Genomic DNA, 24543 nt, shown 5'->3' with positions numbered 1-24543 from the left:
CCTCGCCACCGGCATGTAGGTATGTCAGTCACGCGGGTATCTATAGGGATACTGAGTGCAGATTGCCTACAGATAGGCTCGGCTTTCAAGGGGTCGCTCGGAATATTGGCATGTAAAAGACGGATCATAGATGTCGGCTAGCATGATGCTAAGACACGTAAAGCAGCCAGGAGAAAGGAAATGTCCAACATTCAAGTGTACCTGCCGGCCAAAGACGGCTCAGCTTACTGGCCGGTCTCCACAGGTGACTCATGCAAAGAGGCAGTCCACGTCCTGTTCACAGACGATTTTGCCGCCCCTCCTCACCGACTCGTGATTGAAATCACTACCGAGTCAGGCAAAAAAGTCGAGGTGAGCATCCCGTATGCTGATGGCGCTCAAGCATCAGTCCGAATAGACGGCATAGATGTCTGAGGGTTTACAAAGCACGCAAAAAGTGAGTAGATTTGTGAGTAGATTCCCAATCGAAACAGCTTAACCCCCTATGTTACAAGGCTTGTATTGATCAGTATTGGTCTCCCTCGGGCACCAAAATCCAGAAAAAACCGACCTTATGGTCGGTTTTTTTGTGCCTGGCGTTTAGCAATCCTCAAGCACCGTCGCGCGGCCCCTTGGCACAACTGCCCTCTGCCCCGGCTCAGCACCCTTCCCTACGCTGGCCCTTGCCTTCATCCCTCGTGCAAGGCGCCGCAAAATGAAAATGAACCTGCAGGCGCCGATCACAGTGCCGGCCGGTGAGCCCGAGATCAGTGGCGCCTTCGAACTGGCCTATCAATTCGAACCGCGCGTGCAGGGCGACGACAGACCGCTGAGCCTTTCCAGCCTGGAATACGACCCCTTCAACAAGCGCCTGCTGGCCACCACCAGCCATGAGCAGGGTGACCAGATTGGTGGCTATTTGTGGGCATTGCCATTGTCACTGCTTGAACCGGACGGACCGGGTACACCGCTACCGTTCCTCGGGCCCGACGGCTCGCCCTTGTGGTTCGATAACAAACCGGAAGGCGTTGTAGCGTTGAATGCCCGCCAGGTAATGGTGGTCCACGATGATGACCGGTTTCAAGTCGCCGACTCTGCGCGCGGCAAGGCCAAGCAGGCCAACGAGTTCACCTATAGCGTGATCGAATTGGGCAATCCGTAGAAATGGCCAGCACACACCGGGACATCGAATGGCGCCTTGGATGATAGCGATGATCCAATCAACCCGAATGGGTAGTCGCTTTGACCGGTGCGGCTAGCAGGGTTTGCTGCCGATAGCTTCTGCAAAACGGAGCAAGTAACCATCCGGGTCGAGCAGCAGAAAATTGCGCTGACCAAACAGTAATTCACCGCTGCGGTACCAATGCTCTTCAACCGGGTTTCTGAGGGGATACCCGGCCGCCTTCAGTGTCGACACCAGCGCTGAAGCGTTCGGGCATTCGATGGACAGGTTGATACCACGCCCATAAGGCGGCTCAAGAGGCCCGACCCGCCAAGGCGATTCACTGTGCCAGTCCTGTTCCAACATAAGTTGGCTGCCGCCGAAAGAAAGAAAAGCGAAATGATCTTCTGGCCGCTCGTACTCGACCTTGAAGCCGAGTATGTCGCAGTAGAAGGCAAGGCTTCGTGTGAGGTCGGAAACAATGAGTTCGGGGACCAGGGGATTGAGCTTCAGCATGTTTGATTCCTTTCAGTTTTGATCTATGAATACGTGCGACCAATGCCCTGCGTACGCCTCGTCAACGTGGGCGTCCGGCCTCGATCCACGCTTGCACCTGGCTCATGCCCAGCCGATACCTGGCACAGTTATTCAGTGTCAGGGTATCCAGTTCAGCCTGCAACAAGGGCTCAAACTGCAGCTTCTCACTGTCCGACAAGCTCAATACAGCTCAATGGAGCTCAATGGAGCTCATCACCCTCATCGCGAGTGATGAGTAACACGAAAAACGCGCCCTTGATCCCTCATCAAATTGACGCCGCGTGCCTGGCGAGCGGGGCAGCAGCCATGCCTCGAATCTATTGGCTAGCCTCCTCCCCCCTACTTAAGATGTTACTCGTCGGATATATGCACAAAGTATTGCCAGAGTGATAGCACTTAGCCATATTTGCGCTCCCATTTTTCCATGACTGTGTGACACATGAAAACAACCGTGCCCTGTCTGGCGGCAATGATGCTGCTCAGTGGGTGCAATGGAGTGCCAACGTCCTACGTCTCCGATCCCGTCTACAGCCAGGCTTTCGTGGTCACCTCCGGTGCGCCGTTGCCGATGTTGCTGATGGCCAGTGCCATCCAGTGGAACGAAGACTACGCAGTGACCGCAAAACACACCCCCTTCCTGCGCAACGTGGTCCACGAGGGCCTCGGTGATGTCGTGTTCTTCAAGCACAAGGCGCGTGAGGTACCGCATTGGCGGCAATACGTGCCAGGTGAGTCGGTCACGGCCGTCGGCTTCAACAGCCTGATGATGCCCGTACAGGGCAAGGGCCATGCCCTGCCAACACTGGTACGCCTCGAAGGCACCCCGGGCAGTGTCTTCTACTCGTTGCACGACGGCCCCATGGTCAAGGGCATGTCGGGCGGGCCGGTGTTCGCCGATGACGGCCAGGTGGTGGGTATCAATGTCGCGTTCATCCCCAAGAACGAGATCGACGTGCGCGCTCGCCCGGACCTCGCCGATAAAGAGCGCGTCAGCGTGTTCATGTCGTACAGCGAGATCGACAAGGAATGGCGGCGCTTCCAGTACCTGCTGGCACGCAAGGCCAAACCGCATGCGCCTGCCGCGATCAAGGGGTTTGTGGCGGTGGCCGCCAAACCTTGAGCGGCGGCCAGGCGCTCCCGACAGGCCCGCGCCCCATGCGCAGTGCTACGCTGTGAGCGCCAGCCACACGCCTGTAAAAGGACCTGCCATGCACCTCAGCCACCGCCCTGTACAGCCCAATGACATCCCCGCCATCTGCTGCTTCCCTCAAGGCCCGGACGAACTGTTCTACATGTTCCCCAAGGCCACCTACCCGCTCACGCCCGCGCAACTGACCGACGCCATCGCCCAGCGCAACGGGTCCACGGTGGTGGAAGGCGGCGGCATGGTGCTGGCCTTCGCCAACTTCTACAAAGCCGAGCACGGCGGGGTATGCGCCCTGGGCAACGTGGTCGTGGCCCCAGCGGCCCGCGGCCATGGTGTGGCCAGCTACCTGGTCAACGCCATGGTCGAGCTGGCCCGCAAGCAGTTTGCGGCACGGGAGGTTTGGGTGTCGTGCTTCAATCACAACACGGCGGGGTTGCTGCTCTATCCACAGATGGGCTTTGTGCCGTTCGGCATCGAGGCGCGCCAGGCGCCGGATGGGAAGCGGGTGGCGTTGGTGCAGATGAGGCAAATACTTGGGTAGCTCGACACTTCTGTTAACACCCTAAGAGAGACTACACCGAACCATAACCCTCACTCGGCGTCCGATCCTGCATCCCCGTGTTCCGAGGTACCCCGTGTGAAAAAGATCATCGCCCGCAAGTACCGCCTGGTCGTGAAGACCATCGGTTACATCGGCTGGTCGCTGTTCTGGCTGCTGATCTGGGATGTGCTGGTCACCATCGACTTCATGCTGTTCTTCAACAGCAAGTTCACCCTGCCGCTGATTCCATTGACCTTGCTGGGTTCGGCGCTGGTGGTGCTGGTGAGCTTTCGCAACAGCAGTGCCTACAACCGCTGGTGGGAGGCGCGCACGTTGTGGGGTGCCCTGGTCAACAGTTCGCGCAGCTTTGCCCGGCAGACGCTGACCCTGATCGACGACCCGGACGATAGCCTGAACCCGGCCAAGGCCACCTTGCTGCGCCGCCATATCGCCTATGTGAACTGCCTGGCGGCGCACCTCAAGGGTGACCGTTGCCCGGATGAACTGATGGCGTTCATCCCCCCAGCGGAGTTCGAGCGGCGCAACCGCTCGAACAACTTCGCCAATGACATCCTCAGCGGCTCGGCGGCCCTGCTGGCGCGGGAGTACCAGGCCGGGCGCCTGGACAGCATCCGCCTGGCGAGGCTGGAGTCGACGCTGGTGGACCTGTCCAATGCTCAGGGCGGAATGGAGCGGATTGCCAACACACCGCTGCCCTACCCTTATGTGTATTTTCCGCGGCTGTTCATCACGCTGTTCTGCCTGATCGTGCCGGTGGGGCTGGTCGAGTCGCTGGGCTGGTTTACCCCGCTGGCCTCGACGGTGGTGGGGTTCATGCTGCTGGCCATCGAGCGCATCGGCACCGACCTGCAGAGCCCGTTTCGGTTCAGCGAGCACCAGATCCAGATGGATACCATCTGCGAGACGATCGAGCGCAACCTGGAGTCGATGCAACGGGAGGCGCAGCATGGGGAACAGGTGACCTGACGGCTGTCGGGGCCTCTTTGCAGCCCCGATCAGGCGCGCACATAGCGCTGGCGCAGCACATCACTCAACGCATCCACCAGCAACACCAGCACCAGCATCGCCAGGATCACCGTGCTGGCCTGCGCCTCCTGGAACAGGCTCAAGGTGGTATAGAGCATCTGCCCCAAGCCACCCGCCCCAACAAACCCCAGCACGCTCGCCATGCGGATGTTGTTCTCCCAGCGGTACAGGCTGTAGGCCAACAACTGCGGCCACAGGTTGGGCAAAGTGCCAAAGCAGAATGCCGCGATCTGGCTGCCACCCTGCAAACGAATGGCGGCCGCAGGCTCGGCCGGCGCGTTCTCCAGGGCCTCGGCAAACAACCGGCCCAGCACCCCGGCGGTGTGCAACGCCAGGGCCAGGGTGCCGGCATTCGGGCCAAGCCCTGCTGCCAGCACGGTGAGCGCCGCCCAGACCAGCTCGGGGATGGCCCGCAAGGCATTGAGCAGCACCCGCGCCGCAGCCTGCAGCGGCCAGCCGAACCGGCCCGCCGCCGGCAACGCCAGCAGCACACCCAGCATGACTGCCAGCAAGGTACCCAGGCCAGACATGGCCAAGGTCTCCAAGGCGCCACGCCCCACCGCGCGCAAATGCTCGGCGGACAGGTCTGGCTGCAGGAAGCGCCGCGCATATTCGGCCATCTGCCCCAACCCGCCGTCACCTACCAGCGCCTGCAGGTCCAGCTCCAGGTAAGCGAACGAGGCCACCACCGCTGCCACAAGCGCGCCGAGCACCAGCAGGTTGATCACCCGGTTCATGCCAGCCTCGCCCGCAGGAAGCGGCTGAGCATGTCAGCAAAAGACACCAGCAACAGGAATGTCAGCAGCATGCTCGCCACTTGCGCACCGGCAAACATGCGCATCGACAGGTCGATCTGCTGCCCCAGGCCGCCGGCACCGACAAAGCCCATCACCACCGAAGCCCGCACCGCGCACTCCCAGCGGTAGACGGTGTAGGACACCACCTCCGACACGGCATTGGGCAAGATGCCGTAGAAGAAAGCCATCAGCCGGCCACTACCCGCCTGCAACAGCGCATGGGCCGGGCGCTGGTCGACCGACTCGAAGATTTCCGCATAGACCTTGCCGAGCATGCCGCTGTAGGTAATGGCGATGGCCAGCACACCGGCCGTTGGCCCAAGCCCTACGGCACGCACGAACAGCAAGGCCCAGACGATTTCCGGCACGCTACGCAGAAAGATCAGTAGCCCGCGCACCGGCATGCGCAGCACCCGCGACAACAGCCCGGCCCGGCCGCCGCGCGAGGCCGCCCGCAACGACAAGGCGCGGCTGGCCAGCAGGCTGGCCGGCACCGCCAGCAGCAGCGCCAGGGCCATGCCGGCCGTGGCCACGGCAAGGGTCTGCAGCGTGGCCTCGAACAGCAGCAGCAAAAACTCGGCATCATGCGCCGGTGGCCAGAACGCCTGGGTGAAACTGGCGATCTGCTGACGATTCTCGGCCTGCCACAGCACACCCGGGTTCAGCTCGCTCAACTGCACCCCCGGCCATAACACCGCCAAGGCCAGCAGGGTCAGCAGCAACCGTGGCAGCGCCGCTGGGTCGCGGGTATCGGCCTTCAGCATCGTGGGATCTGTACCGTCAGCGCAGGCGTAGGCCCCGGCGTGGGCGGCGGCGCCAATTGTTCGTTGGCGTAGAGTGCCGCCAGCATCTGCGGGCTGACGGCTGCGGCCGGGCTGTCGAACACCACCTGCCCCTCACGGATACCGATCACCCGCGGGAAGTGCGCCAATGCCAGCTCGACCGCATGCAGGCTGGCCACCAGCGTGACGCCGTTGGCCTGGGCGTGACGGTTGAGCAATGCCAGGCTGTGGTCGGCCAGCACCGGGTCCATCGCCGACACCGGCTCGTCGGTCAGCAGCAGTGCCGGCCGCTGATACAACACCCGGGCGATGCCCACCCGTTGCAACTGGCCGCCAGACAGCTGCCCGCACTGCACGAAAAGCTTGTCGGCCAGCCCCAACTCTGCCAACGCCTGGCGCACGCCCGCTACATCGGTCGGGTACAACAGGTTGAGCAAGCCACGCAAGGTGCCCCACTGCCCCAGCCGCCCTGCCAGCACCGCCGTGACCACCCGTTGGCGCGGCGGCAAGGGCGGCGCCTGGTGCACCAAGCCAACCCGCGCCCGCAACCGCTGACGCGCCCTGCCAGACAGCGCCCAGGGCAGTACACCGAACAGCTCCAGCCGCCCGTCACTGGGCTGGATAGCGGTGGCCATCAGGTGCAGCAAGCTGGACTTGCCCGCCCCTGACGGGCCGATGATCGCAACCCGCTCGCCCTGCTCGATGCTCAGGCTCACCGCTTCAAGCGCACGCACCTGGCCGTGGCGCAGGCTGGCACCGTGCAAACGAATAGCCGTCACTTGAGCAGGCCGGCCTCGCGCGCGGCTTGTTCGGTGCCCAGGTAGTTCTCAGGTTTGGTCTCGATGAAACGGCTGGCCGCCTGCAGGTCGAGAATCGCCTTGTGCTCGGGGTTGGCCGGGTCGAGGTCGAGGAATGCCTTTTTGATCTTCGCCTTGAGTGCCGGGTCCATGTTGCCGCGTACGGTCCAGTTGTAGTCGAAATAGGTGGGCGTGGTGGCGAACACCTTGACCTTGCTGGTATCGACCTTGCCGGCATCCACCAGCTTCTGCCAGACACTGGCATTGAGCACCCCAGCATCGACCTTGCCCGCCTGCACCCAGGCCGCAGTGGCGTCGTGGGCACCGGAGTAAGCCACACGGCTGAAGTAGTCCTCAGGCTTTATCTTGTCCTCTTTGAGCATGAAGTAACGCGGCATCAGGCTGCCCGAGGTGGACGATATCGACCCGAACGCGAACGACTTGCCCTTGAGGTCGGCCAGGCTCTTCACATTGGGGTTGGCGGTGATGAACTTGGACGTGAACTGCGCGTCCTGCTCACGCTGTACCAACGGCGTGGCATTGGGGTCTTTGAGATGTACCTGGACAAAGGTGAAGCCGCCCAGCCAAGCCAGGTCGAGGCGGTCCGAGGCCAGCGACTCGACCACCGCCGGGTAGTCGGAGACCGGCACGAATTTCACCTCCATGCCCAGCGTGCGGGACAGGTACTCCCCCAGCGGCTTGAACTTGCGTTGCAGTTCGGTGGGGGCTTCGTCGGGGATGGCACTGACCCGCAGCGTTTCTGCAGCCTGAGCGATCACGGCACAGCAGGACAGCACGAGGCTGGCGACGAGCGCCACAGGGCGTTTGAACATTGACATCTCCAGGGCATTAGTGGGCTTAGGGGCGGCTGCCGCGCCGTCCGTGCAAATTATAAGGCGCCACGGCGCAATGACCAGCTTTGCTACAATCGCGCAACGATTTGATCTGCTGAGGAACGTATGAGCGAGCCAATCCGCCTGACCCAGTACAGCCACGGCGCCGGTTGTGGCTGCAAGATTTCCCCCAAGGTGCTGGACGTGATCCTGGCCGAAAGCGGCGCCCAGGCCCTGGACCCCAAGCTCTGGGTCGGCAATGCTTCACGCGATGATGCCGCCGTGTATGCCCTGGACGAGGAACGCGGCGTGGTCTCGACCACCGACTTCTTCATGCCGATCGTCGATGACCCCTACGACTTCGGCCGTATCGCCGCCACCAACGCTATCAGCGACATCTACGCCATGGGCGGCGACCCGTTGATGGCCATCGCCATCCTTGGTTGGCCAGTCAACGTGCTGCCGCCGGAAGTCGCCCGCGAAGTGATTCGCGGCGGGCGTGCGGTGTGTGCCGAAGCCGGTATTCCGCTGGCCGGCGGCCACTCCATCGACGCCCCGGAGCCGATCTTCGGCCTGGCCGTCACCGGCGTGGTCAGCAAGCGCCACCTCAAGCGCAACGACACCGCCACTGCAGGCTGCCAGCTGTACCTGACCAAGCCGCTGGGCATCGGCATCCTCACCACCGCCGAGAAAAAGGCCAAGTTGCGTGAACAGGACCAGGGCCTGGCACGCGACTGGATGTGTACCCTCAACACCCCCGGCAGCCGCTTCGGCAAGCTCGACGGTGTCATGGCGATGACCGACGTCACCGGCTTCGGCCTGCTGGGCCACCTGGTCGAACTGGCTGAAGGCAGCCACCTCACCGCCCGGCTGAACTACGCCGCAGTCCCCCGCCTGCCGAGTGTCGAGCATTACCTGGCCGAGGGCTGCATCCCAGGCGGCACGCTGCGCAACTACGACAGCTATGGCCACAAGATCGGCGCCTTGAGCGATGAGCAAAAGCACCTGCTGTGCGACCCGCAGACCAGCGGTGGCCTGCTGGTGGCGGTCAGCCCTGAGGGTGAAGCGCAGTTTCTCGCTGTGGCCGCCGAACTGGGCCTGGCGCTGGCACCCATCGGCACCCTGGTCGAACGACAGGGCCATGCAGTCGAGGTGCTTTGATGCGCCCCGACTGCACCGACTACCGCCAGCTGTTCTTGAACGACGTGCCGATGATGGACATGCGCGCGCCCGTCGAATTTGCCAAAGGCGCCTTTCCGGGTGTCGTCAACCTGCCCCTGATGAACGATCTGGAGCGGCAGAAGGTCGGCACCTGTTTCAAGCAGCAGGGCCAGGCCGCCGCCATCACCCTCGGCCACCAACTGGTCAGAGGCACGACCAAGCGTGAGCGCCTGCACGCCTGGGCCAGCTTTGCCCGGGCCCACCCTGACGGCTATCTGTATTGCGCGCGCGGTGGCCTGCGCTCGCAGATTGTCCAGCAGTGGCTGCGTGATGAAGCGGGTATCGACTACCCCCGCGTCAAGGGCGGCTACAAGGCCATGCGCACCTTCCTCCTCGATACCACCCAGGACGCCGTGGAGCACTGCGATTTCGTCCTGCTGGGTGGCCTTACCGGCACCGGCAAGACCGATGTGTTGCAGCAACTGAGCAACGTCCTCGACCTTGAAGGCCACGCCAACCACCGCGGTTCCAGCTTCGGCAAACGCGCCACGGCGCAACCTGCGCAGATCGACTTCGAAAACAAGCTGGCCGTCGATGTGCTGAAAAAGCGCGCACGCGGCATCGAGCAGTTCGTGCTCGAAGATGAAGGCCGTATCGTCGGCAGTTGCACGGTGCCGCTGGCGTTGTACCAAGGCATGCAGCAGTACCCGTTGGTGTGGCTGGAGGACAGCTTCGAGAACCGTGTCGAACGTATCCTGCGCGACTACGTGGTCAACCTGAGCGCCGAATTCGTCGCGCTGCACGGCGAAGAGCTGGGGCGGCGGCTGTTCGCCGAGCGCATGCTGCAGAGCCTGGCCAATATCCACAAGCGCCTGGGCGGTGAGCGATTCCAGCGGTTGTCGGCGGTCATGCGTGAAGCGCTGGACGAGCAACTGCGCTGTGGCTCGGTGGATTTGCACAGGGGTTGGATCGAAGGGTTGCTGACGGAGTATTACGACCCGATGTATGCCTATCAGCGCGATGCCAAGGCCGAGCGTATCGAGTTTGCCGGGGACGCTGTAGAGGTGCGCGAATACCTCAAGGCCCGCTCGTCGTAGGAGCGGCCTTGCGTCGCGAAAGGGCTGCGTAGCGGCCCCAAAATATTCGCGGCGAAGCTGAAATCTGGGGCCGCTACGCGACCCTTTCGCGACGCAAGGCCGCTCCTACACGGGCCCCAACACCCGCTCCAGCTCCGCCGCCCGGTCACGGGTCATGTCCATCACGCACGTGCCGCCTTCCAGCTGTGCCATGGTTCCGCCACTGGCCTGCACATGGAACATACAGTTGCCATCACGGTAGGCCATCCACTTGCGCTGTACATCCCGAAGGGTCTTCTGCTGCCCGGCATCCAGCTTGCCCATCAGTTGCTTGTACACCCGGTTCAGGCGCTGGTCCTGCACGTGGGTCTCGGCGTTGATGCACTCGCTCATGGCCAGGGTGCTTGAAGCCTTGTCCATGCACTGCCCATAGGCCGGCGTATAGTCGTCCGCCACCGCCAGCGGCAGCACGCAGGCCAGTGCCAGGCCTGCCAGGTAATGCTTGATCATGCAAACCCTCCTTGTGAGTATCAAAATGACTGCGGTTGCTCCGGCGGCATCAGCACCTTGCCCGGCTCGAAACGCAACGACGGCATCTGCGTGGCGGCATACAACGCCACCCCCAGCGCAGCAATCAAGGCCACATCAAGCCAGCGCCAGCCAGGCATGTCGGCTGCGCTGCGGGCCTTCCAGCAATGCCAGGCCTGGCCCGCGCAGAACACTACGATCGCCGCAAGCCACAGATAAAAGCCCGCACCAAAGCCGGTGCGTGCATTGAAGTCGTAGCTCTGGCTGTCTGGCAGGCGGTCGATGCCAAAGCTGCTGGCGGCCAGATACAGCGCGGCCAGCCCGCACCCCAACGCCATCCGACGGAACCGCTGGTGGGCAAGAATTGCCACCGCCAACAACGGGTTGGCAAACCACTGGTACAACCCGAACGGCATGCCCCAGGGCCCATACAGCAACATCTGCAAGGCCGGCATGTGGCGGCCGCCACTCATCAGCGCGCCATCGAAAAAAAGCGCGAGCAAGTACAAAAGCAGGCTGATGCTCAGGTAGAAAACGGGCAAGGGGCACACCTGGGGGAAAACGGGACAGGCTGCGACCATAACCCAGGCCCTGCCCCGCTTCCAGATCTAAGTAGGTGCCGCGAAAGGCCAACTACGGTGGTGTGATACTCGGCGGGCGTTGATGCTCGCTACAACATCAAGCAACAGGTGGCTCCAGCAGCAAGCCGTAGATACCCGAGTCGGACAGCTCGCCGGCCACGCACCAACGCGCCCGCAAGGTGCCTTCGAGCACGAAGCCTTGACGCTCCAGCGTGCGTGCCGAACCCTGGTTGCGCGGGTCGATTTCGCCCTCAAGGCGGCGCATGTGCAGGGTATGGGCAAGGTAGTCGATGAAGCAGGTCAATGCCTCGTCCATGTAGCCCCTGCCCTGTACGGCGCTGGCCAGGCAGTAGCCGATTTCGCCACGGCGGGAAACGTCGTCGATATTGAACAGTTGGACCATGCCGATCAGTTCGCCGTTGTCACGGCGGTACATGCCTAGCTTGAGCTGGTCGCCATTGGCATAGGCTTCGCGGTCAGCGGCCAGTGCGCTTTCAGCCTCGGCAAGGTCTTGCCAGGGTGCATGATGCCAATAACGCATGACCTCGGGGTCGGCCATGATCGCCAGCCATTGCGCGGCATCGCCATGGCGCATCGGGCGCAATTGCAGGCGGGGGCTGTCGAGGCAGAGGTCACTGGGGAAACTGCGGGGTGGGGTCACGCCGGATCTCCTGTCCATTGCTGGGGAGATGACAGTTTAACGTCAAGCGGGGCGGCTGGGGGATGCCTTGGGTTTTTATAGTGTTTTGGGGATCATTTTGGGGTCTTGCGGTGGGGCGCAAAGCGTGATCGTGATCGTGATAACCAGCCTGCCGGATGGGTGCAACCCTTGCTCCGGCTTTGCGCAAAGCATGGCTGGATGGGCTGCTACGCAGCCCACTTGAGGGCCCCAAGCTGCACCCAATGCGCCGCGCGGGCGGCGCTCGATCTCAAGAGCGCTGCAGCCCTTGCGTCATGCACCTTTCAGCCATTACTCGCGCCCCGACAGGCCATTCAGGATGACCCTCTCGCGGATACAGGCCACTCAGTAACCTCAAGCTACCTCAGCCCCGTCATCCGGCCAATGTGGCTCGTTAGCCCCTGGCGGGGTCAGCGGCGGTAGCCCATAGGCCGCGCGAGCATCGTCGCAGCTGGGGTTATGCACCCCACCCTCCCACGACGCTTCAAACTCTCGGCAAGGGCTCGAGCGGTTGGCGTAAATGGTACACGCCACCTCTTTGCCAATCTCGCCCGCAAGGCTCACGCAGCGGCAAGGCTTGGCATCGGTGCCGATCATGGCGACCCGGGTGGGGTTGATCTGCACCACCAGGTCGTCAGGCACAACGCCCCCGGCAGACTGGCATTCGCCCCAGAAGAAGGACACACGGAAGTACCCGCAGCAGGCGCCGCAGTCAAGGCAAGGGTTATATTCGGACATGAGGCCACGGAGGGAAGGTTGTTGTTATCGGGGCAGGGCCCGCTGCGCCATTTTCAATCCAACCGGGGCCGGCTGGATAGAGGGGCAATGCAAAAAAAATCGCCGCTGATCCGGGCAGCCCGAAGCCCGAAAAACAGGCGGCCAGCTCACTGGATGGCCGCCCGCCTGACCTATCGCAGGGCCTTGTAAGTGCTGGCATCCCAGTGTTGCAAGCCAAGGCCTTCGCCTGGGTCATAGCTTTCGCCGCTCACTTGGCTGAAGTGCGCCTGGGCTTCGCCGCAGTGCACCAGCCGGTCGTCCTTGCTGCCTTCGGTGAAGACGGTATACGACTGGCTACGCATGGCCTGGTATTGCTCATCGGCAGTGGCCATGGCCAGGTGATGCCGCATCAACTGGTCGTCATCCAGCGCCAGTCGCCTGTCCAAATCGACACCCCAACGGGTCAGGCACACTTCGGCGAAATGCCGCACGATCAAACCGGGCTCAGTCAGCACTTTGCCGTCGCCCGCGCCATCGACCGACGCATTGCCGACCAAGGTGGCATGCCGGCCCGGCATCGGATAAATGCACATGTGCGTGCCGCTCTCTACAGAGGGGATCACGCAGGCAAAACCTTTGGAGCGCTCATCCCGCGAATAGAAACCGACGTACTCTCTGACATTGCCCGCCAGTTTCACCCGTTGCGTCTGGATGTTGCCAATGCCTGGCACCGGGTCGATGGCAAAAATGTTGACCGGGATACCCCGCAGCACCGGGTCTTGCGCCATCGCATTGGCCAGCATATGGCAACTGATACCACCCCGGCTCCAGCCCACCAGGTTGACCTGGGTGGGCAGGCGCGGCTTGCGGAACATGCTGATGATCCGCTCCTGCAATTCCTGCGGGGTTGGGTGGCGGTCTCCATAGTCGTAGGTTCGCCAGAACCAGGATGCCGTTGCGGACGCATCCGGGATCGGTACGCCCGCGTCTTTGAGCTTTGTGTATGCTTCCTCGCTAAGCTTGGTGCGCTGCCAGTTACTTTCGCCCTTGATGACTTGCAGCACATGGTTCACGTTTTCTTCCCAGCCGCGGCCGAACAACTGGCCACTCCAGTTGAAGTAGCCGCCTGGCTCGACGAACAGGTTGTCGTCCTGAAGGTTGCCGCTACCAGGCCCATCGACTGCAATCCAATGAGCGAACTCGAACCCTTTATCGTTGCTGGCCAACGTCGAGACCAGTTCACCGTTCCAGAAATTGGGGTTTGCATCATCGAAACGGTTGGAAGCGGTACCGCAGAAATAGGCTGTGAATACACTCATTTGAATACCTGAACAGGAAGAATGAGTGCTGAAGGTATTGGCGTGCATAACGGGCAGGCAGACGGAAGGCCAACCTCCTGCCCGATGGGGGCCGCGTTGCGGCCCCGCGCGGTTTACTTGTGGGTCAGGCCGTCGGCCCTGAACATCTGACGGATACCGCGGATCGCCTGGCGAATACGGTCCTGGTTCTCGATCAGAGCAAAGCGCACGTGGTCGTCACCGTAATCACCAAAGCCAATACCTGGCGACACGCAGACCTTGGCCTCGGCCAGCAGCTTCTTGGAAAACTCCAGCGAGCCCAGGTGCGCATACTCCGGCGGAATCTTCGCCCAGACGTACATCGACGCCTTGGGGTTCTCGACCATCCAACCCAGCTCGTGCAAGCCCTTCACCAGCAGGTTACGGCGTTGACGATACTGCTCGGCGATGTCCCGCACGCACTGTTGGTCACCTTCCAGCGCGGCGATGGCGGCCACCTGCAAGGGCGTGAAGGTGCCGTAGTCGTGGTAGCTCTTGATGCGTGCCAGGGCATTGACCAGCTCTGGGTTACCCACCATGAAGCCGATACGCCAGCCGGCCATGTTGTAGCTTTTGGACAAGGTGAAGAACTCCACCGCGATGTCTTTGGCCCCGGGCACCTGCATGATCGACGGCGCTTTCCAACCGTCGTAGACGATATCGGCGTAGGCCAGGTCATGCACCACCAGCACGTCATACTGCTTGGCCAGGGCCACCACCCGCTCGAAGAAGTCCAGCTCGACGCACTGCGCGGTGGGGTTGGACGGGAAGCCGAGGATCATCATCTTCGGCTTGGGGATGGACTCGCGAATGGCCCGTTCGAGCTCATTGAAAAAATCCACACCCGGCACCAGTGGCACCGAACGCACCTGGGCACCGGCTATCACTGCACCATAGATATGGATCGGGTAGCTGGGGTTGGGTACCAGCACCGTGTCGCCCTGGTCGAGGGTGGCGAGCATCAGGTGGGCCAGGCCTTCCTTGGAGCCGATGGTGACGATGGCTTCGCTTTCCGGGTCGATGTCGACCTCGTAGCGCTCCTTGTACCAATTGGAGATGGCCCGACGCAGGCGTGGGATGCCGCGGGAGGTGGAGTAGCCGTGGGTGTCTTCGCGCTGGGCGACCTGCACCAGCTTCTCGACGATGTGCGGCGGGGTGGCGCCATCGGGGTTGCCCATGCTCAGGTCGATGATGTCTTCGCCACGGCGGCGGGCGGCCATCTTGAGCTCGGCAGTGATGTTGAAGACGTAAGGGGGGAGACGATCGATGCGCGCGAAGCGGCGCGGCAAACCTGGGTTGGCCATGGTTTCCTCTGCAGACGTAAGCGCCCGGAACCGTCCGAGCGACGTTGGCCGATATAGCGGCCTGGATCAGAAGATAGTGCCGAAACAGGATACCTGTAAATGACAATTTCCTGTTTTATTATATTTTTTCAGATGTATTTTTTGAAAATTAGAATTTTATGTTTTCAGGGCCGGCCTCTTCGCGGGGCAAGCCCGCTCCCACAGGGTTATACACAGGCATTGGGACTTGCCCTACACCTGTGGAAGCGGGCTTGCCCCGCGAAGAGGCCGGCACAGGAGAACACCCATAAAAAAACCCCGGCACATGGCCGGGGTTTTCGTGTAACAGGCAGCGGTATCAGCGTGCGTAGGTCATCAGCACGTCCGCAGCGGTCTGGCTGTCCACCGACATCATCACGCTCAGGGCGGTAACGGTGAGGATGGAGAAGCCAAACACCTTGCGGGCCCACTTGCTGTCGTCCTCGGCCTTGTAGCCACCCCAGGCCATGTACAGCCAGTACAGGCCCATGGCTGCCGCCACGGCCATGTAGCCGAAGCCGGCGTAACCGCCGAGGGTAAGCATCAGGGTCGCGAGCACGAAGGCCAGCACGTACAGCACGATCTGCTTCTTGGCAGCAAGAATGCCGCGCGCCACCGGCAGAACCGGGATGTTGGCAGCGCTGTAATCCTTGAAGCGGAAGATGGCGATCGCGAAGCTGTGCGGCATCTGCCACAGGCTGAACATCACCAGCAGGGTCACTGCAGCCAGGTCGAAGCTGTTGCTGACGGCGCAGTAGCCGATCACCGGAGGCATGGCACCGGACAGGCTGCCGACCAACGTGCCGTGCACCGATTTACGCTTCAGCCAGAGGCTGTAGAAACCGACGTAGACGATGAAACCGATCAGCGCACAGAACGCCGACAGTGGGTTGGCCTGGACATACAGCAGGCTGAAACCCGCCACCCCAAGCAGGGTGGCGTAGATCAGCGCGAGGGTCAGCGACATGCCGCCCTGGACCATGACGCGGTTCTTGGTACGTTCCATCTTGATGTCGATGTCGCGGTCGATGCAGTTGTTGAACACACAACCGGACGCCACCACCAGGGAAGTACCAACCACCACCGCCAGGAACAGGGCGAAGTCCACATGGCCCTTCGCGGCAAGGAAGAATCCGCCTGCCACGGAAAGCACGTTACCGAAAATGATCCCCGGTTTGGTGATTTGGATAAAGTGCTTAACGGACATGCAGTCTTACCTCACTTGGCCATCATTTCGATGTGGATGTTGAACATGATCCACAGCGACAGGCCGACCAGCAGTGCAATTACCATGGCGGTGAACAGGAACGTCGACACGTTGGAACGCTGCTCTTGCGAGCGGTCCATGTGCAGGAAGTACACAAGGTGCACTACCACCTGGATGACGGCCATGGCCACCACGACCAGGACGGTCAGGTTCTTCGGCAGGCTTGGAAACATCACCAGGCCGAACGGGATCGCGGTCAGGATGATCGACAGAACAAAGCCGATCATGTAGGACTTCACGCTACCGTGATTACCTTCGTGATGAGTGTCGTGTGCGTTAGCCATTACAGAACCCCCAGCAGGTAAACGACGGTGAATACGCAGATCCAGACCACGTCCAGGAAGTGCCAGAACAGGCTCAGGCAGCTCATGCGGGTCTTGGCGGTCGGCGTGATGCCGTGCTTGTTGATCTGGTACATCATGATTGCCATCCAGATCAGGCCGGCAGTCACGTGCAGACCGTGGGTACCGACCAGCGCGAAGAACGCCGACAGGAAGCCACTGCGCTGCGGGCCGAAGCCCTCGGCGATCAGGTGATGGAATTCATAGATTTCCATCGCGATGAAGCCTGCACCGAACAGGAAGGTCACAGCCAACCAGCCCAGTACACCTGCTTTATTGCCAGCGAACATCTTCAGCATGGCGAAGCCGAAGGTGATCGAGGACAGCAGCAGGAACGCGGTTTCTACCAGCACGAAATCGAGCTGGAAGATGTCATGACCCGACGGGCCGCCGGCAAAACTGCCGGACAGCACCGCGTAGGTGGCGAAGAGCGACGCAAACAGGATGCAGTCGGTCATCAGGTACAGCCAGAAACCGAGTACGGTCATCTGGCCCGAGTCGTGGTGGTGGTCGTCATGCCCATGGTCGTGACCATGAGCAGCGCCGTGCATTACTTGACTGGACATTGATTACACCCGCTCAAACGATTCGACACGTGCGCCGGCAGGCAGAGCACCTGCTTTGGCCAGCGCTTTCATGCGCTCGCCTTCGATGCGCGCCACTTCTTCGGCCGGAACCATGAAGCCCTGGTCGTCACGCGCGGCGTGGCGAACGAAGACAGCGATGGTTGCAACCAGGCTTGCGCCAACCAGCCACCAGATGTGCCAGATGAAGGCAAAGCCGAAGACGGTCAGGAACAGGCCCATGAACAAACCGGTAGAGGTGTTGCTCGGCATGTGGATGGCGTCGAACTTGGTCGCCGGCTTGTAGGCAACGCCGGTTTCCTTGGATTCATGCCATGCATCCAGACCAACCTGCTCAGGCATGTGGGCGAAGTTGTAGAACGGAGGTGGCGACGAAGTCGACCATTCCAGGGTACGACCGCCCCATGGGTCGCCGGTCACGTCCAGGTTCTGGTTGCGGTCGCGGACCGAAACGTAGAGCTGGATCAGCTGGCAAGCGATACCGAACAGGATCAGCACGGCGCCGACAACGGCTACGTACAGGTAGGGTTCCCACAGTGGGTTGTCGGAGTGGTTCAGACGACGGGTCATGCCCATGAAGCCCAGGGCGTACAGCGGCATGAACGCAACGTAGAAGCCCGAGATCCAGAACCAGAAGGCAGCTTTGCCCCACTTCTCGTTCAGGGTGAAACCGAAGGCTTTCGGGAACCAGTAGGCGAAGCCGGCGATGTAGCCGAATACCGCACCACCGATGATCACGTTGTGGAAGTGAGCAATTACGAACAGGCTGTTGTGCAGAACGAAGTCGGCACCTGGTACTGCCAGCAGAACGCCGGTCATGCCACCGATGGAGAAGGTGATCATGAAGCCCAGGGTCCACAGCATCGGCGCGGTGAAGCGCACACGGCCCTGGTACATGGTGAACAGCCAGTTGAACAACTTCACACCCGTCGGAATGGAGATCAGCATCGTCGCCAGGCCGAAGAAGGTGTTGACGCTGGCGCCGGCACCCATGGTGAAGAAGTGGTGCAGCCATACCGCGAAGCCCAGGATGGCGATTGCGCCCGATGCGTAGATCATCGAGTGGTGGCCAAACAGACGCTTGCCGGAGAAGGTCGAAGTCACTTCCGAGAACACGCCGAAGGCCGGCAGAATCAGGATGTAGACCTCAGGGTGACCCCACGCCCAGAACAGGTTGACGTACATCATCGGGTTCCCACCAAGCTCGTTGGTGAAAATATGGAAGTCCAGATAACGGTCAACAGTCAGCAGAGCGAGTGCAGCGGTCAGAATCGGGAAGGAAGCAACGATCAGCACGTTGGCCCAGGTGCAGGTCCAGGTGAAGATCGGCATGTCCATCAGTTTCATGCCAGGTGCGCGCATCTTCATCACGGTGACGAGGAAGTTCACACCGGTAAGCGTCGTACCCAATCCGGAGAGCTGTAGCGCCCAGATGTAGTAGTCGACACCCACTCCAGGGCTGTACTGAATGCCCGCGAGCGGCGGATAGGCAACCCAACCGGTCTTGGCGAATTCGCCGACGCCCAGGGAGATGTTGACCAGCAGCACGCCTGCCAGCAGCAGGTAGAAGCTCAGGGAGTTCAGGAACGGGAAGGCAACGTCACGTGCACCGATCTGCAGAGGAACCGCAAGGTTCATCAGGCCGGTGAAGAACGGCATCGCCATGAAGATGATCATGATCACACCGTGAGCGGTGAAGATCTGGTCATAGTGTTCAGGCGGCAGGTAGCCTTCGGAGCCGCCGGTAGCAGCAGCGAGCTGTGTACGCATCATGATGGCGTCGGCAAAGCCGCGCAGCAGCATGATCATCGCGACGATGATGTACATCACCCCGATTTTCTTGTGGTCGACCGTGGTCAGCCACTCGGTCCACAAGTAGGTCCACTTGCGGAAATAGGTGATAAGGCCGACGACAGCGATACCGCCGAGCGCGATCATGGCAAGCGTCACCATGACTATCGGCTCGTGATAGGGTATCGCCTCCAGGCTTAATTTACCGAACATCTCTTACTCCTCTGCACCGGCAGCTGGTTGCGTACTCGATTCCACACCCGTGGTGGTGGCCAGATCTTTGCTGCCTGCTTCTTCGTGGACCGGCTTGCCGCGGTTCATGCCTTCGTACTTGTCGACGATGGTCTGGAACAGCTCCGCTGGCGCCTCGCTGTACAGCGCGACTGGGTTGTATTCGCTAGGCTTGGCCAGTGCTTCGTACTCGGCCTTGCCCAGTTTCAGAGGCGACTGCTTCACTTCGGCGACCCACTTGTCGAAGTCTTCCTGGGAAGTGGCAGTAGCCTTGAATTTCATGCCGGTGAAGCCAGCACCGCTGTAGTTGGCGCTGATACCGTCAAACACACCGTTCTCGTTGGCGATCAGGTGCAGCTTGGTGGTCATGCCGGCCATGGCGTAGATCTGGCCGCCCAGGCCCGGGATGAAGAACGAGTTCATCACGGCGTCGGAGGTGACGCGGAAGTTGACCGGAGTGTTAGCCGGGAAGTTGATCTTGTTGACCGTCGCGATGCCCTGCTCCGGGTAGATGAACAGCCACTTCCAGTCCAGTGCGACCACGTCGATCTGGATCGGCTTGACGTCCGAATCCAGCGGACGATACGGGTCCAGCTTGTGGGTGGACTTGTAGGTGACATAACCCAGCGCGATGATGATCAGGATCGGGATGATCCACACCGCAGCCTCGATCTTGGTCGAGTGCGACCAGTCAGGCGTGTAGGTCGCAGCCTTGTTGGAAGCACGGTACTTCCAGGCGAACGCCACGGTCATGATGATGACCGGAATCACCACCAGCAGCATCAGGCCGGTAGCGATGAGGATGAGGTTCTTTTGCTCAATGCCGACCTGACCTTTCGGGTCGAGCAGGGTCCAGTTGCACCCACTGAGTAAAAGCATGCCTAAAAAGGGCAATATGCCAAACAGTCTGGGGTAACGCTTTTTACTCATCTCACGACCTCTAGATCAGCTTGCTTCAATGCAATTTGTGTTTTGGTAGCCAACACTTCGTCCTGCCAAGTGAGGCATTTCGCGCCCGTACTCGCTCCTGCCTGGGGTCCGACTGCAGGACCTTGGCTCAAGCGTGTTAGCGGTGCTTATGGTTTCGTAGGCAACAGGCCTGTACTTCAGACCAAGTCCATTTGGTGCGGGAAAACGCGGAGGGGTGTCCGCTCGGTATCGCCGCTGGGCGAAACTTGACGAAGTCAGCAAAAGGGAGCGCTGGGGCTTCCTTCAATCCTGCGACTCGCAAGCAGTGCCGAACGGAAATTGGGGGCGATTGTAGATAGGTCGCCAACCCTTGACTATGACTTATTGAGCAACAGTCTTTTACAGAATACGTAACAATGCACCCCGAAGAATCAACTTCGCGACAGTTTGTCGCACCCCGCCCGGTAGCCCTCAAAGCCGCATTCTACAAGGCTTCGTGATTGATCTGGATCAAGCGGGGAGCAACTTTCTGCGCATCTCACGCGGTGCAAAAGACCTCACACAATTCGGGACTTTTGTCTAAGACTGACGTCGGTTGCGGTAGATACCCAGCGGTACCAGAATGGCGGTGAGCACGAACGCGACCAGTGCCCATTGCGCCAGCGACAGACCGAGGATCGGTGGGTACGGCGTGCTGCAGAAGCCGTCGACCTGGAACGCCAGTGGCCACAGCTTGGCCAGGGGCAGGTCATCGACGATTGGCTGCAGGGTATCGATGCCGCAACTGACCATGGGGTTGGCGAGTATATACACATGGTTGCCGGCCGCAACGATTCCGCCCACCGCGCTGAGCACCACCAGGCCTTCGAACAAGGTCAGGCTGCGGCGCCCCGGCATCGCGGCGGCGATGAAGGCGAACACGGCGATAAACAGAAGGGCATAGCGCTGCAGGATGCACAGCGGGCAAGGCGCCTCGCCCAGCACCACTTGCATATAGAGGGCGCCACCGATCAGCGACAGGCAGATCAGCCCTAGCAGCACCAGAAAGCGCCGTTCCCGATTCAGGCGCGATGTTTGTTCGTTCATTGCCGATTCCTTCGATGGATAGTGGCCGCGTGGTCCGCCTGCCTGTGCGCAATTCTACACGCTGGGCAGGGCCTTTTGAGCGTGCCGAGGTGGCGGCGTGATGGCACTGCGCGGGTTATCCGGAGATGGCTGAGACCGGCCTTGGCGACGTCGGTTCAACGCCCCACGGCAAAAAAGCGGCTACCCGGGTGCCGCACAGGAGCAAGCCCCTCGACACCCGGGAGTGAAGGATACCGTGATTAAAGGAGGATTAAAGATGAAAGGTTCGGGGCCTGTTTCATCTCTCCTTTATATAGATGAGGTGCTCTGGGCAGGCACGGCCTTGTCGGGGCGCCTACCCACAATAGGCGCAAGTTACTCCAGCGCTGCCGCCGGCCCGAAGAACTCGTAGCGGCTCTGCTGTTCAGGCACGCCCAGGCCCTTGAGGTGACGTTTGATCACTGCCATGAAGCCCTTGGGCCCGAGGAAGTAGGCATCGACGTCACGCTCACGCCCCAGCCACTGCGCCAACAGCTCCTGGCTCAGCAGGCCCACGGCATCGGCCTGGTCGTCGGCATCCTGCTCTGCGTAGCAATAGAAGCGCTTGAGCTGCGGGTGGCGCTCGGCCAGCCCATCGATCCAGTCACGGAAGGCGTGCACGGCACCGTTGCGCGCGCAGTGGATGAAATGCACCGGGCGCTGGGTCGCAAGCGCCGCTTCAAGCATCGCCAGGGTCGGGGTGATACCCACACCACCACTGATCAGCACCAGCGGCTTGTCGCTGGCGGCCAGGGTAAAATCGCCCGCTGGCGGGAACAGTTGCAACGTCTCGCCCACGACCAATTCGTCGTGCAGGTAATTGGAGACCTTGCCGCCGGCTTCGCGCTTGACGCTGATGCGGTATTGCTTGCCGTCGCACAGGGACGACAAGGAGTAGTTGCGACGCTGCTCGGCACCGTCAATGAACAACTGCAGGCCAATGTACTGCCCTGGCTCGGCTTTGAGCACCGGCTTGCCATCCACCGGCGCGAAGTAGAACGAGACGATCTCGCTGCTCTCCTGCTCGCGGCGTACCAGGCGAAACGCGCGGGTACCGCGCCAGCCACCGGCGGCTTGTTCCTTCTCTTTATAGAGGCTTTCTTCGGCGCCGATGAGGATGTCGGCCAACTGGCCATACGCGGCGCCCCAGGCAGCGATCACTTCAGGGGTGGCGATTTCCTTGCCGAGCACTTCTTCGATGGCACGCAGCAGGCAGCTGCCTACGATCGGGTAGTGCTCCGGGAGGATCTGCAGCGCGACGTGCTTGTTGATGATCTGCCCGACCAGGCCACCGAGCTGTTCGAGCTGGTCGATGTGGCGGGCATACATCAACACGCCGTTGGCCAACGCACGTGGCTGGTCGCCGCTGGCCTGGTGGGCCTGGTTGAACAGCGGGCGTACTTGCGGGTACTCGTTGAGCATCATCTTGTAGAAGTGGGTGGTCAGTGCTTCGCCGCCGCTTTCCAGCAGGGGTACGGTGGCCTTGATGATTGCACGTTGTTCGGCATTGAGCATTGCAACGACTCCTGAACCTGTGGCTTGTAATGATTGAATTAGGCATATCACCAATCGTGCCAACTTTTATCGCCAGCAAAATCAAGGGGTTGACGCAGGCCATGTCATAATGACCCAGGCCGGCGTATAGTCATAATGACCAATAGGAGTCCTTATGACTGCAAAGCCCCTGCTCACCGCCCTCCTCCCTCTGGTCAGCGACCTGTCCCGCGACCTGAGCGACCACGAACGTTACCGTCGACTGCTTCAGGCCATGCGTGGGCTGTTGCCTTGCGACGCTGCCGCGCTGCTGCGCCTGGACGGTGAGTGGCTGGTGCCTCTGGCGGTGGATGGGCTGAGCGCCGATACCCTGGGCCGACGCTTCAAGGTCAGCGAGCACCCGCGCTTCCAGGTCCTGTTGAGCCGCCCGCAACCCACTCGCTTCCCCAGCGATTCGGAACTGCCCGACCCCTACGACGGCCTGGTCACCGCCGCCGATGCCGACCTTGAAGTGCATGACTGCATGGGCTGCCCCTTGATGGTCGACGAACGCCCGTGGGGCCTGCTGACCCTCGACGCACTCACCCCAGGGCAGTTCCAGAGCCTGGAACTGGATGCCCTGCAGGCCTTCGCCAGCCTGGCCGCCGCCACGGTGACGGTGGCCGAGCGCATCGAGCACCTGGCCCTGCGCGCAGAAGACGAACACCACCGCGCCGAGATCTACCGCCAAGCCAGCACCCAAGACAAGCAGCTGATTGGCCAGAGCGCCGCGCACAAACGCCTGGAAGAGGAGATACGCCTGGTCGGCGGCAGCGAACTGACCGTGCTGATCACCGGTGAGACCGGCGTCGGCAAAGAGCTGGTGGCCCAGGCCCTGCACCAGGCCAGCAACCGTGCCGACAAGCCCCTGGTCAGCCTCAACTGCGCCGCATTGCCCGACACCTTGGTGGAAAGCGAACTGTTCGGCCACGTGCGCGGCGCCTTCACCGGCGCCCATGGCGAACGCCTTGGCAAGTTCGAGCTGGCCAATGGCGGCACGCTGTTCCTTGATGAAGTCGGTGAACTGCCACTGATGGTGCAAGCCAAGCTGCTGCGGGTGCTGCAGAGTGGCCAGCTGCAACGCCTGGGGTCGGACCGTGAGCACCGGGTCGACGTGCGCCTGATCGCTGCCACCAACCGTGACCTGGCAACAGAAGTACGCGACGGTAACTACCGCGCCGACTTCTACCACCGCCTGAGTGTGTACCCGCTGCACGTGCCGCCGCTGCGTGAACGTGGGCGTGATGTGCTGCTATTGGCGGGCTATTTCCTCGAACAGAACCGTTCGCGCCTGGGCCTGAACAGCCTGCGCCTGAGCAGCGAAGCCCAGGCCGCGCTGCTGGCCTACGACTGGCCAGGCAACGTGCGAGAGCTGGAACACCTGATCGGTCGCTCGGCACTCAAGGCGCTGGGCCAGCACCCCGACCGGCCACGCATCCTCACCCTGGATGCCATCGACCTGGACTTGCGTGCCGCCCCCGCGTTGCCCCCCCTGCCCTCACCCACCCCGCTGCAAGCGGCGTCATTGCCCGAGGGTGGGCTGCGTGAAGCCATGGATGACTACCAACGCCAGGTCATCGAAAACTGCCTGCAACGGCATGCAGAAAACTGGGCCGCCGCTGCGCGCGAACTGGGCCTGGACCGCGCCAACCTCAGTCGGCTGGCGCGTCGGCTGGGGCTTCGCTGAGGGCTATCTACCAAAGGATTAACCCAGAAAGCCATCTGGTTGCTTCCTGCTGGGCTGCTATATCTCCCTAACC

General features: G+C 61.5%; 26 protein-coding genes. 8 read left to right on the top strand and 18 right to left on the bottom strand.

Features of this window, described 5'->3' with window-relative positions; all coding sequences use genetic code 11:
• Positions 1 to 180 precede the first annotated feature (180 nt).
• Positions 181 to 414 carry a hypothetical protein gene (locus tag LOY26_RS04200; protein ID WP_258714429.1) on the top strand — a complete coding sequence of 78 codons (234 nt, stop codon included), beginning with the start codon at positions 181 to 183 and terminating at the stop codon, positions 412 to 414.
• A 280-nt stretch (positions 415 to 694) separates the two neighbouring features.
• Complete coding sequence (locus LOY26_RS04195) at positions 695 to 1141, top strand: hypothetical protein (protein ID WP_258714428.1); 447 nt, start codon at positions 695 to 697, stop codon at positions 1139 to 1141.
• A gap of 93 nt (positions 1142 to 1234) precedes the next feature.
• On the opposite strand, the gene LOY26_RS04190 is transcribed toward LOY26_RS04195, so the two are convergent.
• On the bottom strand, positions 1235 to 1657 hold the full coding sequence (locus LOY26_RS04190) for a VOC family protein (RefSeq protein ID WP_258714427.1): 423 nt from the start codon (positions 1655 to 1657) through the stop codon (positions 1235 to 1237).
• Positions 1658 to 2150: 493 nt separating this feature from the next.
• Between LOY26_RS04190 and LOY26_RS04185 the strand changes: the two genes are divergently transcribed.
• The 3 genes from LOY26_RS04185 to LOY26_RS04175 all read left to right on the top strand — a co-directional run bounded on the left by LOY26_RS04185 (position 2151) and on the right by LOY26_RS04175 (position 4353).
• Positions 2151 to 2798 carry a trypsin-like peptidase domain-containing protein gene (locus LOY26_RS04185; protein ID WP_186661077.1) on the top strand — a complete coding sequence of 216 codons (648 nt, stop codon included), beginning with the start codon at positions 2151 to 2153 and terminating at the stop codon, positions 2796 to 2798.
• An 88-nt stretch (positions 2799 to 2886) separates the two neighbouring features.
• Positions 2887 to 3366, top strand: coding sequence for a GNAT family N-acetyltransferase (locus LOY26_RS04180; RefSeq protein ID WP_033701206.1), 480 nt, complete (start codon positions 2887 to 2889; stop codon positions 3364 to 3366).
• Positions 3367 to 3462: 96 nt separating this feature from the next.
• Positions 3463 to 4353, top strand: a complete 891-nt coding sequence (locus LOY26_RS04175) for a bestrophin family protein (RefSeq protein WP_258714426.1) — start codon at positions 3463 to 3465, stop codon at positions 4351 to 4353.
• A gap of 29 nt (positions 4354 to 4382) precedes the next feature.
• On the opposite strand, the gene phnE is transcribed toward LOY26_RS04175, so the two are convergent.
• The 4 genes from phnE to LOY26_RS04155 are packed head-to-tail and all read right to left on the bottom strand — an operon-like array spanning position 4383 to position 7622.
• The gene (gene phnE, locus LOY26_RS04170; RefSeq protein WP_258714425.1) at positions 4383 to 5150 is read right to left on the bottom strand and encodes a phosphonate ABC transporter, permease protein PhnE; all 768 of its coding nucleotides are present in this window, start codon (positions 5148 to 5150) and stop codon (positions 4383 to 4385) included.
• Positions 5147 to 5974, bottom strand: a complete 828-nt coding sequence (locus LOY26_RS04165) for an ABC transporter permease (RefSeq protein ID WP_033701209.1) — start codon at positions 5972 to 5974, stop codon at positions 5147 to 5149. Before LOY26_RS04165 ends, phnE begins: the two co-directional genes overlap by 4 nt.
• Positions 5968 to 6771 carry a phosphonate ABC transporter ATP-binding protein gene (locus tag LOY26_RS04160; RefSeq protein ID WP_186662903.1) on the bottom strand — a complete coding sequence of 268 codons (804 nt, stop codon included), beginning with the start codon at positions 6769 to 6771 and terminating at the stop codon, positions 5968 to 5970. Before LOY26_RS04160 ends, LOY26_RS04165 begins: the two co-directional genes overlap by 7 nt.
• A complete protein-coding gene (locus tag LOY26_RS04155) occupies positions 6768 to 7622 on the bottom strand; it encodes a putative selenate ABC transporter substrate-binding protein (RefSeq protein ID WP_186661030.1) in 855 nt (284 codons plus the stop codon). The genes LOY26_RS04160 and LOY26_RS04155 overlap by 4 nt, the downstream gene beginning before the upstream one ends.
• Before the next feature lie 126 nt (positions 7623 to 7748).
• On the opposite strand from LOY26_RS04155, the gene selD reads away from it, so the two are divergent.
• Together selD and mnmH are read left to right on the top strand one after the other, a co-directional pair.
• Positions 7749 to 8783, top strand: coding sequence for a selenide, water dikinase SelD (gene selD / locus LOY26_RS04150; RefSeq protein WP_186661032.1), 1035 nt, complete (start codon positions 7749 to 7751; stop codon positions 8781 to 8783).
• A complete protein-coding gene (gene mnmH, locus LOY26_RS04145) occupies positions 8783 to 9880 on the top strand; it encodes a tRNA 2-selenouridine(34) synthase MnmH (protein WP_186661034.1) in 1098 nt (365 codons plus the stop codon). Before selD ends, mnmH begins: the two co-directional genes overlap by 1 nt.
• A gap of 105 nt (positions 9881 to 9985) precedes the next feature.
• Here the strand turns inward: mnmH and LOY26_RS04140 are convergent, their stop codons facing one another.
• The 13 genes from LOY26_RS04140 to hmpA form a co-directional block, all read right to left on the bottom strand.
• The gene (locus tag LOY26_RS04140; protein WP_033701215.1) at positions 9986 to 10369 is read right to left on the bottom strand and encodes a lysozyme inhibitor LprI family protein; all 384 of its coding nucleotides are present in this window, start codon (positions 10367 to 10369) and stop codon (positions 9986 to 9988) included.
• 20 nt (positions 10370 to 10389) lie between these two features.
• The gene (locus LOY26_RS04135) at positions 10390 to 10929 is read right to left on the bottom strand and encodes a hypothetical protein (protein ID WP_033701217.1); all 540 of its coding nucleotides are present in this window, start codon (positions 10927 to 10929) and stop codon (positions 10390 to 10392) included.
• 136 nt (positions 10930 to 11065) lie between these two features.
• Positions 11066 to 11629 (bottom strand): GNAT family N-acetyltransferase, encoded by a 564-nt coding sequence (locus LOY26_RS04130; protein ID WP_027595514.1) that lies wholly within the window; start codon positions 11627 to 11629, stop codon positions 11066 to 11068.
• A 372-nt stretch (positions 11630 to 12001) separates the two neighbouring features.
• Positions 12002 to 12385 (bottom strand): YkgJ family cysteine cluster protein, encoded by a 384-nt coding sequence (locus tag LOY26_RS04125; RefSeq protein WP_033701218.1) that lies wholly within the window; start codon positions 12383 to 12385, stop codon positions 12002 to 12004.
• Positions 12386 to 12555: 170 nt separating this feature from the next.
• Positions 12556 to 13683 carry a hypothetical protein gene (locus LOY26_RS04120; RefSeq protein WP_186662902.1) on the bottom strand — a complete coding sequence of 376 codons (1128 nt, stop codon included), beginning with the start codon at positions 13681 to 13683 and terminating at the stop codon, positions 12556 to 12558.
• A 113-nt stretch (positions 13684 to 13796) separates the two neighbouring features.
• The gene (gene alaC, locus LOY26_RS04115; RefSeq protein ID WP_033701220.1) at positions 13797 to 15005 is read right to left on the bottom strand and encodes an alanine transaminase; all 1209 of its coding nucleotides are present in this window, start codon (positions 15003 to 15005) and stop codon (positions 13797 to 13799) included.
• Positions 15006 to 15342: 337 nt separating this feature from the next.
• The gene (gene cyoE / locus LOY26_RS04110) at positions 15343 to 16230 is read right to left on the bottom strand and encodes a heme o synthase (protein ID WP_186662901.1); all 888 of its coding nucleotides are present in this window, start codon (positions 16228 to 16230) and stop codon (positions 15343 to 15345) included.
• A gap of 11 nt (positions 16231 to 16241) precedes the next feature.
• A complete protein-coding gene (cyoD, locus tag LOY26_RS04105; RefSeq protein ID WP_186661044.1) occupies positions 16242 to 16574 on the bottom strand; it encodes a cytochrome o ubiquinol oxidase subunit IV in 333 nt (110 codons plus the stop codon).
• Positions 16574 to 17197: a cytochrome o ubiquinol oxidase subunit III gene (cyoC, locus tag LOY26_RS04100; RefSeq protein ID WP_033701226.1), complete on the bottom strand. Its 624-nt coding sequence runs from the start codon at positions 17195 to 17197 to the stop codon at positions 16574 to 16576. The genes cyoD and cyoC overlap by 1 nt, the downstream gene beginning before the upstream one ends.
• Before the next feature lie 3 nt (positions 17198 to 17200).
• Positions 17201 to 19219, bottom strand: a complete 2019-nt coding sequence (gene cyoB, locus LOY26_RS04095; protein WP_033701227.1) for a cytochrome o ubiquinol oxidase subunit I — start codon at positions 19217 to 19219, stop codon at positions 17201 to 17203.
• A 3-nt stretch (positions 19220 to 19222) separates the two neighbouring features.
• Positions 19223 to 20167, bottom strand: coding sequence for a ubiquinol oxidase subunit II (gene cyoA / locus LOY26_RS04090; RefSeq protein ID WP_012316183.1), 945 nt, complete (start codon positions 20165 to 20167; stop codon positions 19223 to 19225).
• A 558-nt stretch (positions 20168 to 20725) separates the two neighbouring features.
• Positions 20726 to 21232 carry a disulfide bond formation protein B gene (locus LOY26_RS04085; protein ID WP_033701229.1) on the bottom strand — a complete coding sequence of 169 codons (507 nt, stop codon included), beginning with the start codon at positions 21230 to 21232 and terminating at the stop codon, positions 20726 to 20728.
• A 354-nt stretch (positions 21233 to 21586) separates the two neighbouring features.
• Complete coding sequence (gene hmpA / locus LOY26_RS04080; protein ID WP_186662900.1) at positions 21587 to 22765, bottom strand: NO-inducible flavohemoprotein; 1179 nt, start codon at positions 22763 to 22765, stop codon at positions 21587 to 21589.
• 154 nt (positions 22766 to 22919) lie between these two features.
• Between hmpA and norR the strand changes: the two genes are divergently transcribed.
• Complete coding sequence (gene norR / locus LOY26_RS04075; protein WP_186662899.1) at positions 22920 to 24470, top strand: nitric oxide reductase transcriptional regulator NorR; 1551 nt, start codon at positions 22920 to 22922, stop codon at positions 24468 to 24470.
• Positions 24471 to 24543: the final 73 nt, after the last annotated feature.

It is taken from the genome of Pseudomonas sp. B21-047 (assembly GCF_024748775.1).
Classification (GTDB): domain Bacteria; phylum Pseudomonadota; class Gammaproteobacteria; order Pseudomonadales; family Pseudomonadaceae; genus Aquipseudomonas; species Aquipseudomonas capeferrum.
This window is presented reverse-complemented; position numbering and strand designations above follow the sequence as displayed.

Excerpts from the sequence above, each read along its gene's own strand:
- LOY26_RS04200 (WP_258714429.1), top strand. The coding sequence starts at position 181 with ATGTCCAACATTCAAGTGTACCTGCCGGCCAAAGACGGCTCAGCTTAC.
- LOY26_RS04195 (WP_258714428.1), top strand. The coding sequence starts at position 695 with ATGAAAATGAACCTGCAGGCGCCGATCACAGTGCCGGCCGGTGAGCCC.
- LOY26_RS04190 (WP_258714427.1), bottom strand. The coding sequence starts at position 1,657 with ATGCTGAAGCTCAATCCCCTGGTCCCCGAACTCATTGTTTCCGACCTC.
- LOY26_RS04185 (WP_186661077.1), top strand. The coding sequence starts at position 2,151 with ATGCTGCTCAGTGGGTGCAATGGAGTGCCAACGTCCTACGTCTCCGAT.
- LOY26_RS04180 (WP_033701206.1), top strand. The coding sequence starts at position 2,887 with ATGCACCTCAGCCACCGCCCTGTACAGCCCAATGACATCCCCGCCATC.
- phnE (WP_258714425.1), bottom strand. The coding sequence starts at position 5,150 with ATGAACCGGGTGATCAACCTGCTGGTGCTCGGCGCGCTTGTGGCAGCG.
- LOY26_RS04165 (WP_033701209.1), bottom strand. The coding sequence starts at position 5,974 with ATGCTGAAGGCCGATACCCGCGACCCAGCGGCGCTGCCACGGTTGCTG.
- LOY26_RS04155 (WP_186661030.1), bottom strand. The coding sequence starts at position 7,622 with ATGTTCAAACGCCCTGTGGCGCTCGTCGCCAGCCTCGTGCTGTCCTGC.
- selD (WP_186661032.1), top strand. The coding sequence starts at position 7,749 with ATGAGCGAGCCAATCCGCCTGACCCAGTACAGCCACGGCGCCGGTTGT.
- mnmH (WP_186661034.1), top strand. The coding sequence starts at position 8,783 with ATGCGCCCCGACTGCACCGACTACCGCCAGCTGTTCTTGAACGACGTG.
- LOY26_RS04140 (WP_033701215.1), bottom strand. The coding sequence starts at position 10,369 with ATGATCAAGCATTACCTGGCAGGCCTGGCACTGGCCTGCGTGCTGCCG.
- LOY26_RS04125 (WP_033701218.1), bottom strand. The coding sequence starts at position 12,385 with ATGTCCGAATATAACCCTTGCCTTGACTGCGGCGCCTGCTGCGGGTAC.
- LOY26_RS04120 (WP_186662902.1), bottom strand. The coding sequence starts at position 13,683 with ATGAGTGTATTCACAGCCTATTTCTGCGGTACCGCTTCCAACCGTTTC.
- alaC (WP_033701220.1), bottom strand. The coding sequence starts at position 15,005 with ATGGCCAACCCAGGTTTGCCGCGCCGCTTCGCGCGCATCGATCGTCTC.
- cyoE (WP_186662901.1), bottom strand. The coding sequence starts at position 16,230 with ATGTCCGTTAAGCACTTTATCCAAATCACCAAACCGGGGATCATTTTC.
- cyoD (WP_186661044.1), bottom strand. The coding sequence starts at position 16,574 with ATGGCTAACGCACACGACACTCATCACGAAGGTAATCACGGTAGCGTG.
- cyoC (WP_033701226.1), bottom strand. The coding sequence starts at position 17,197 with ATGTCCAGTCAAGTAATGCACGGCGCTGCTCATGGTCACGACCATGGG.
- cyoB (WP_033701227.1), bottom strand. The coding sequence starts at position 19,219 with ATGTTCGGTAAATTAAGCCTGGAGGCGATACCCTATCACGAGCCGATA.
- cyoA (WP_012316183.1), bottom strand. The coding sequence starts at position 20,167 with ATGAGTAAAAAGCGTTACCCCAGACTGTTTGGCATATTGCCCTTTTTA.
- LOY26_RS04085 (WP_033701229.1), bottom strand. The coding sequence starts at position 21,232 with ATGAACGAACAAACATCGCGCCTGAATCGGGAACGGCGCTTTCTGGTG.
- hmpA (WP_186662900.1), bottom strand. The coding sequence starts at position 22,765 with ATGCTCAATGCCGAACAACGTGCAATCATCAAGGCCACCGTACCCCTG.
- norR (WP_186662899.1), top strand. The coding sequence starts at position 22,920 with ATGACTGCAAAGCCCCTGCTCACCGCCCTCCTCCCTCTGGTCAGCGAC.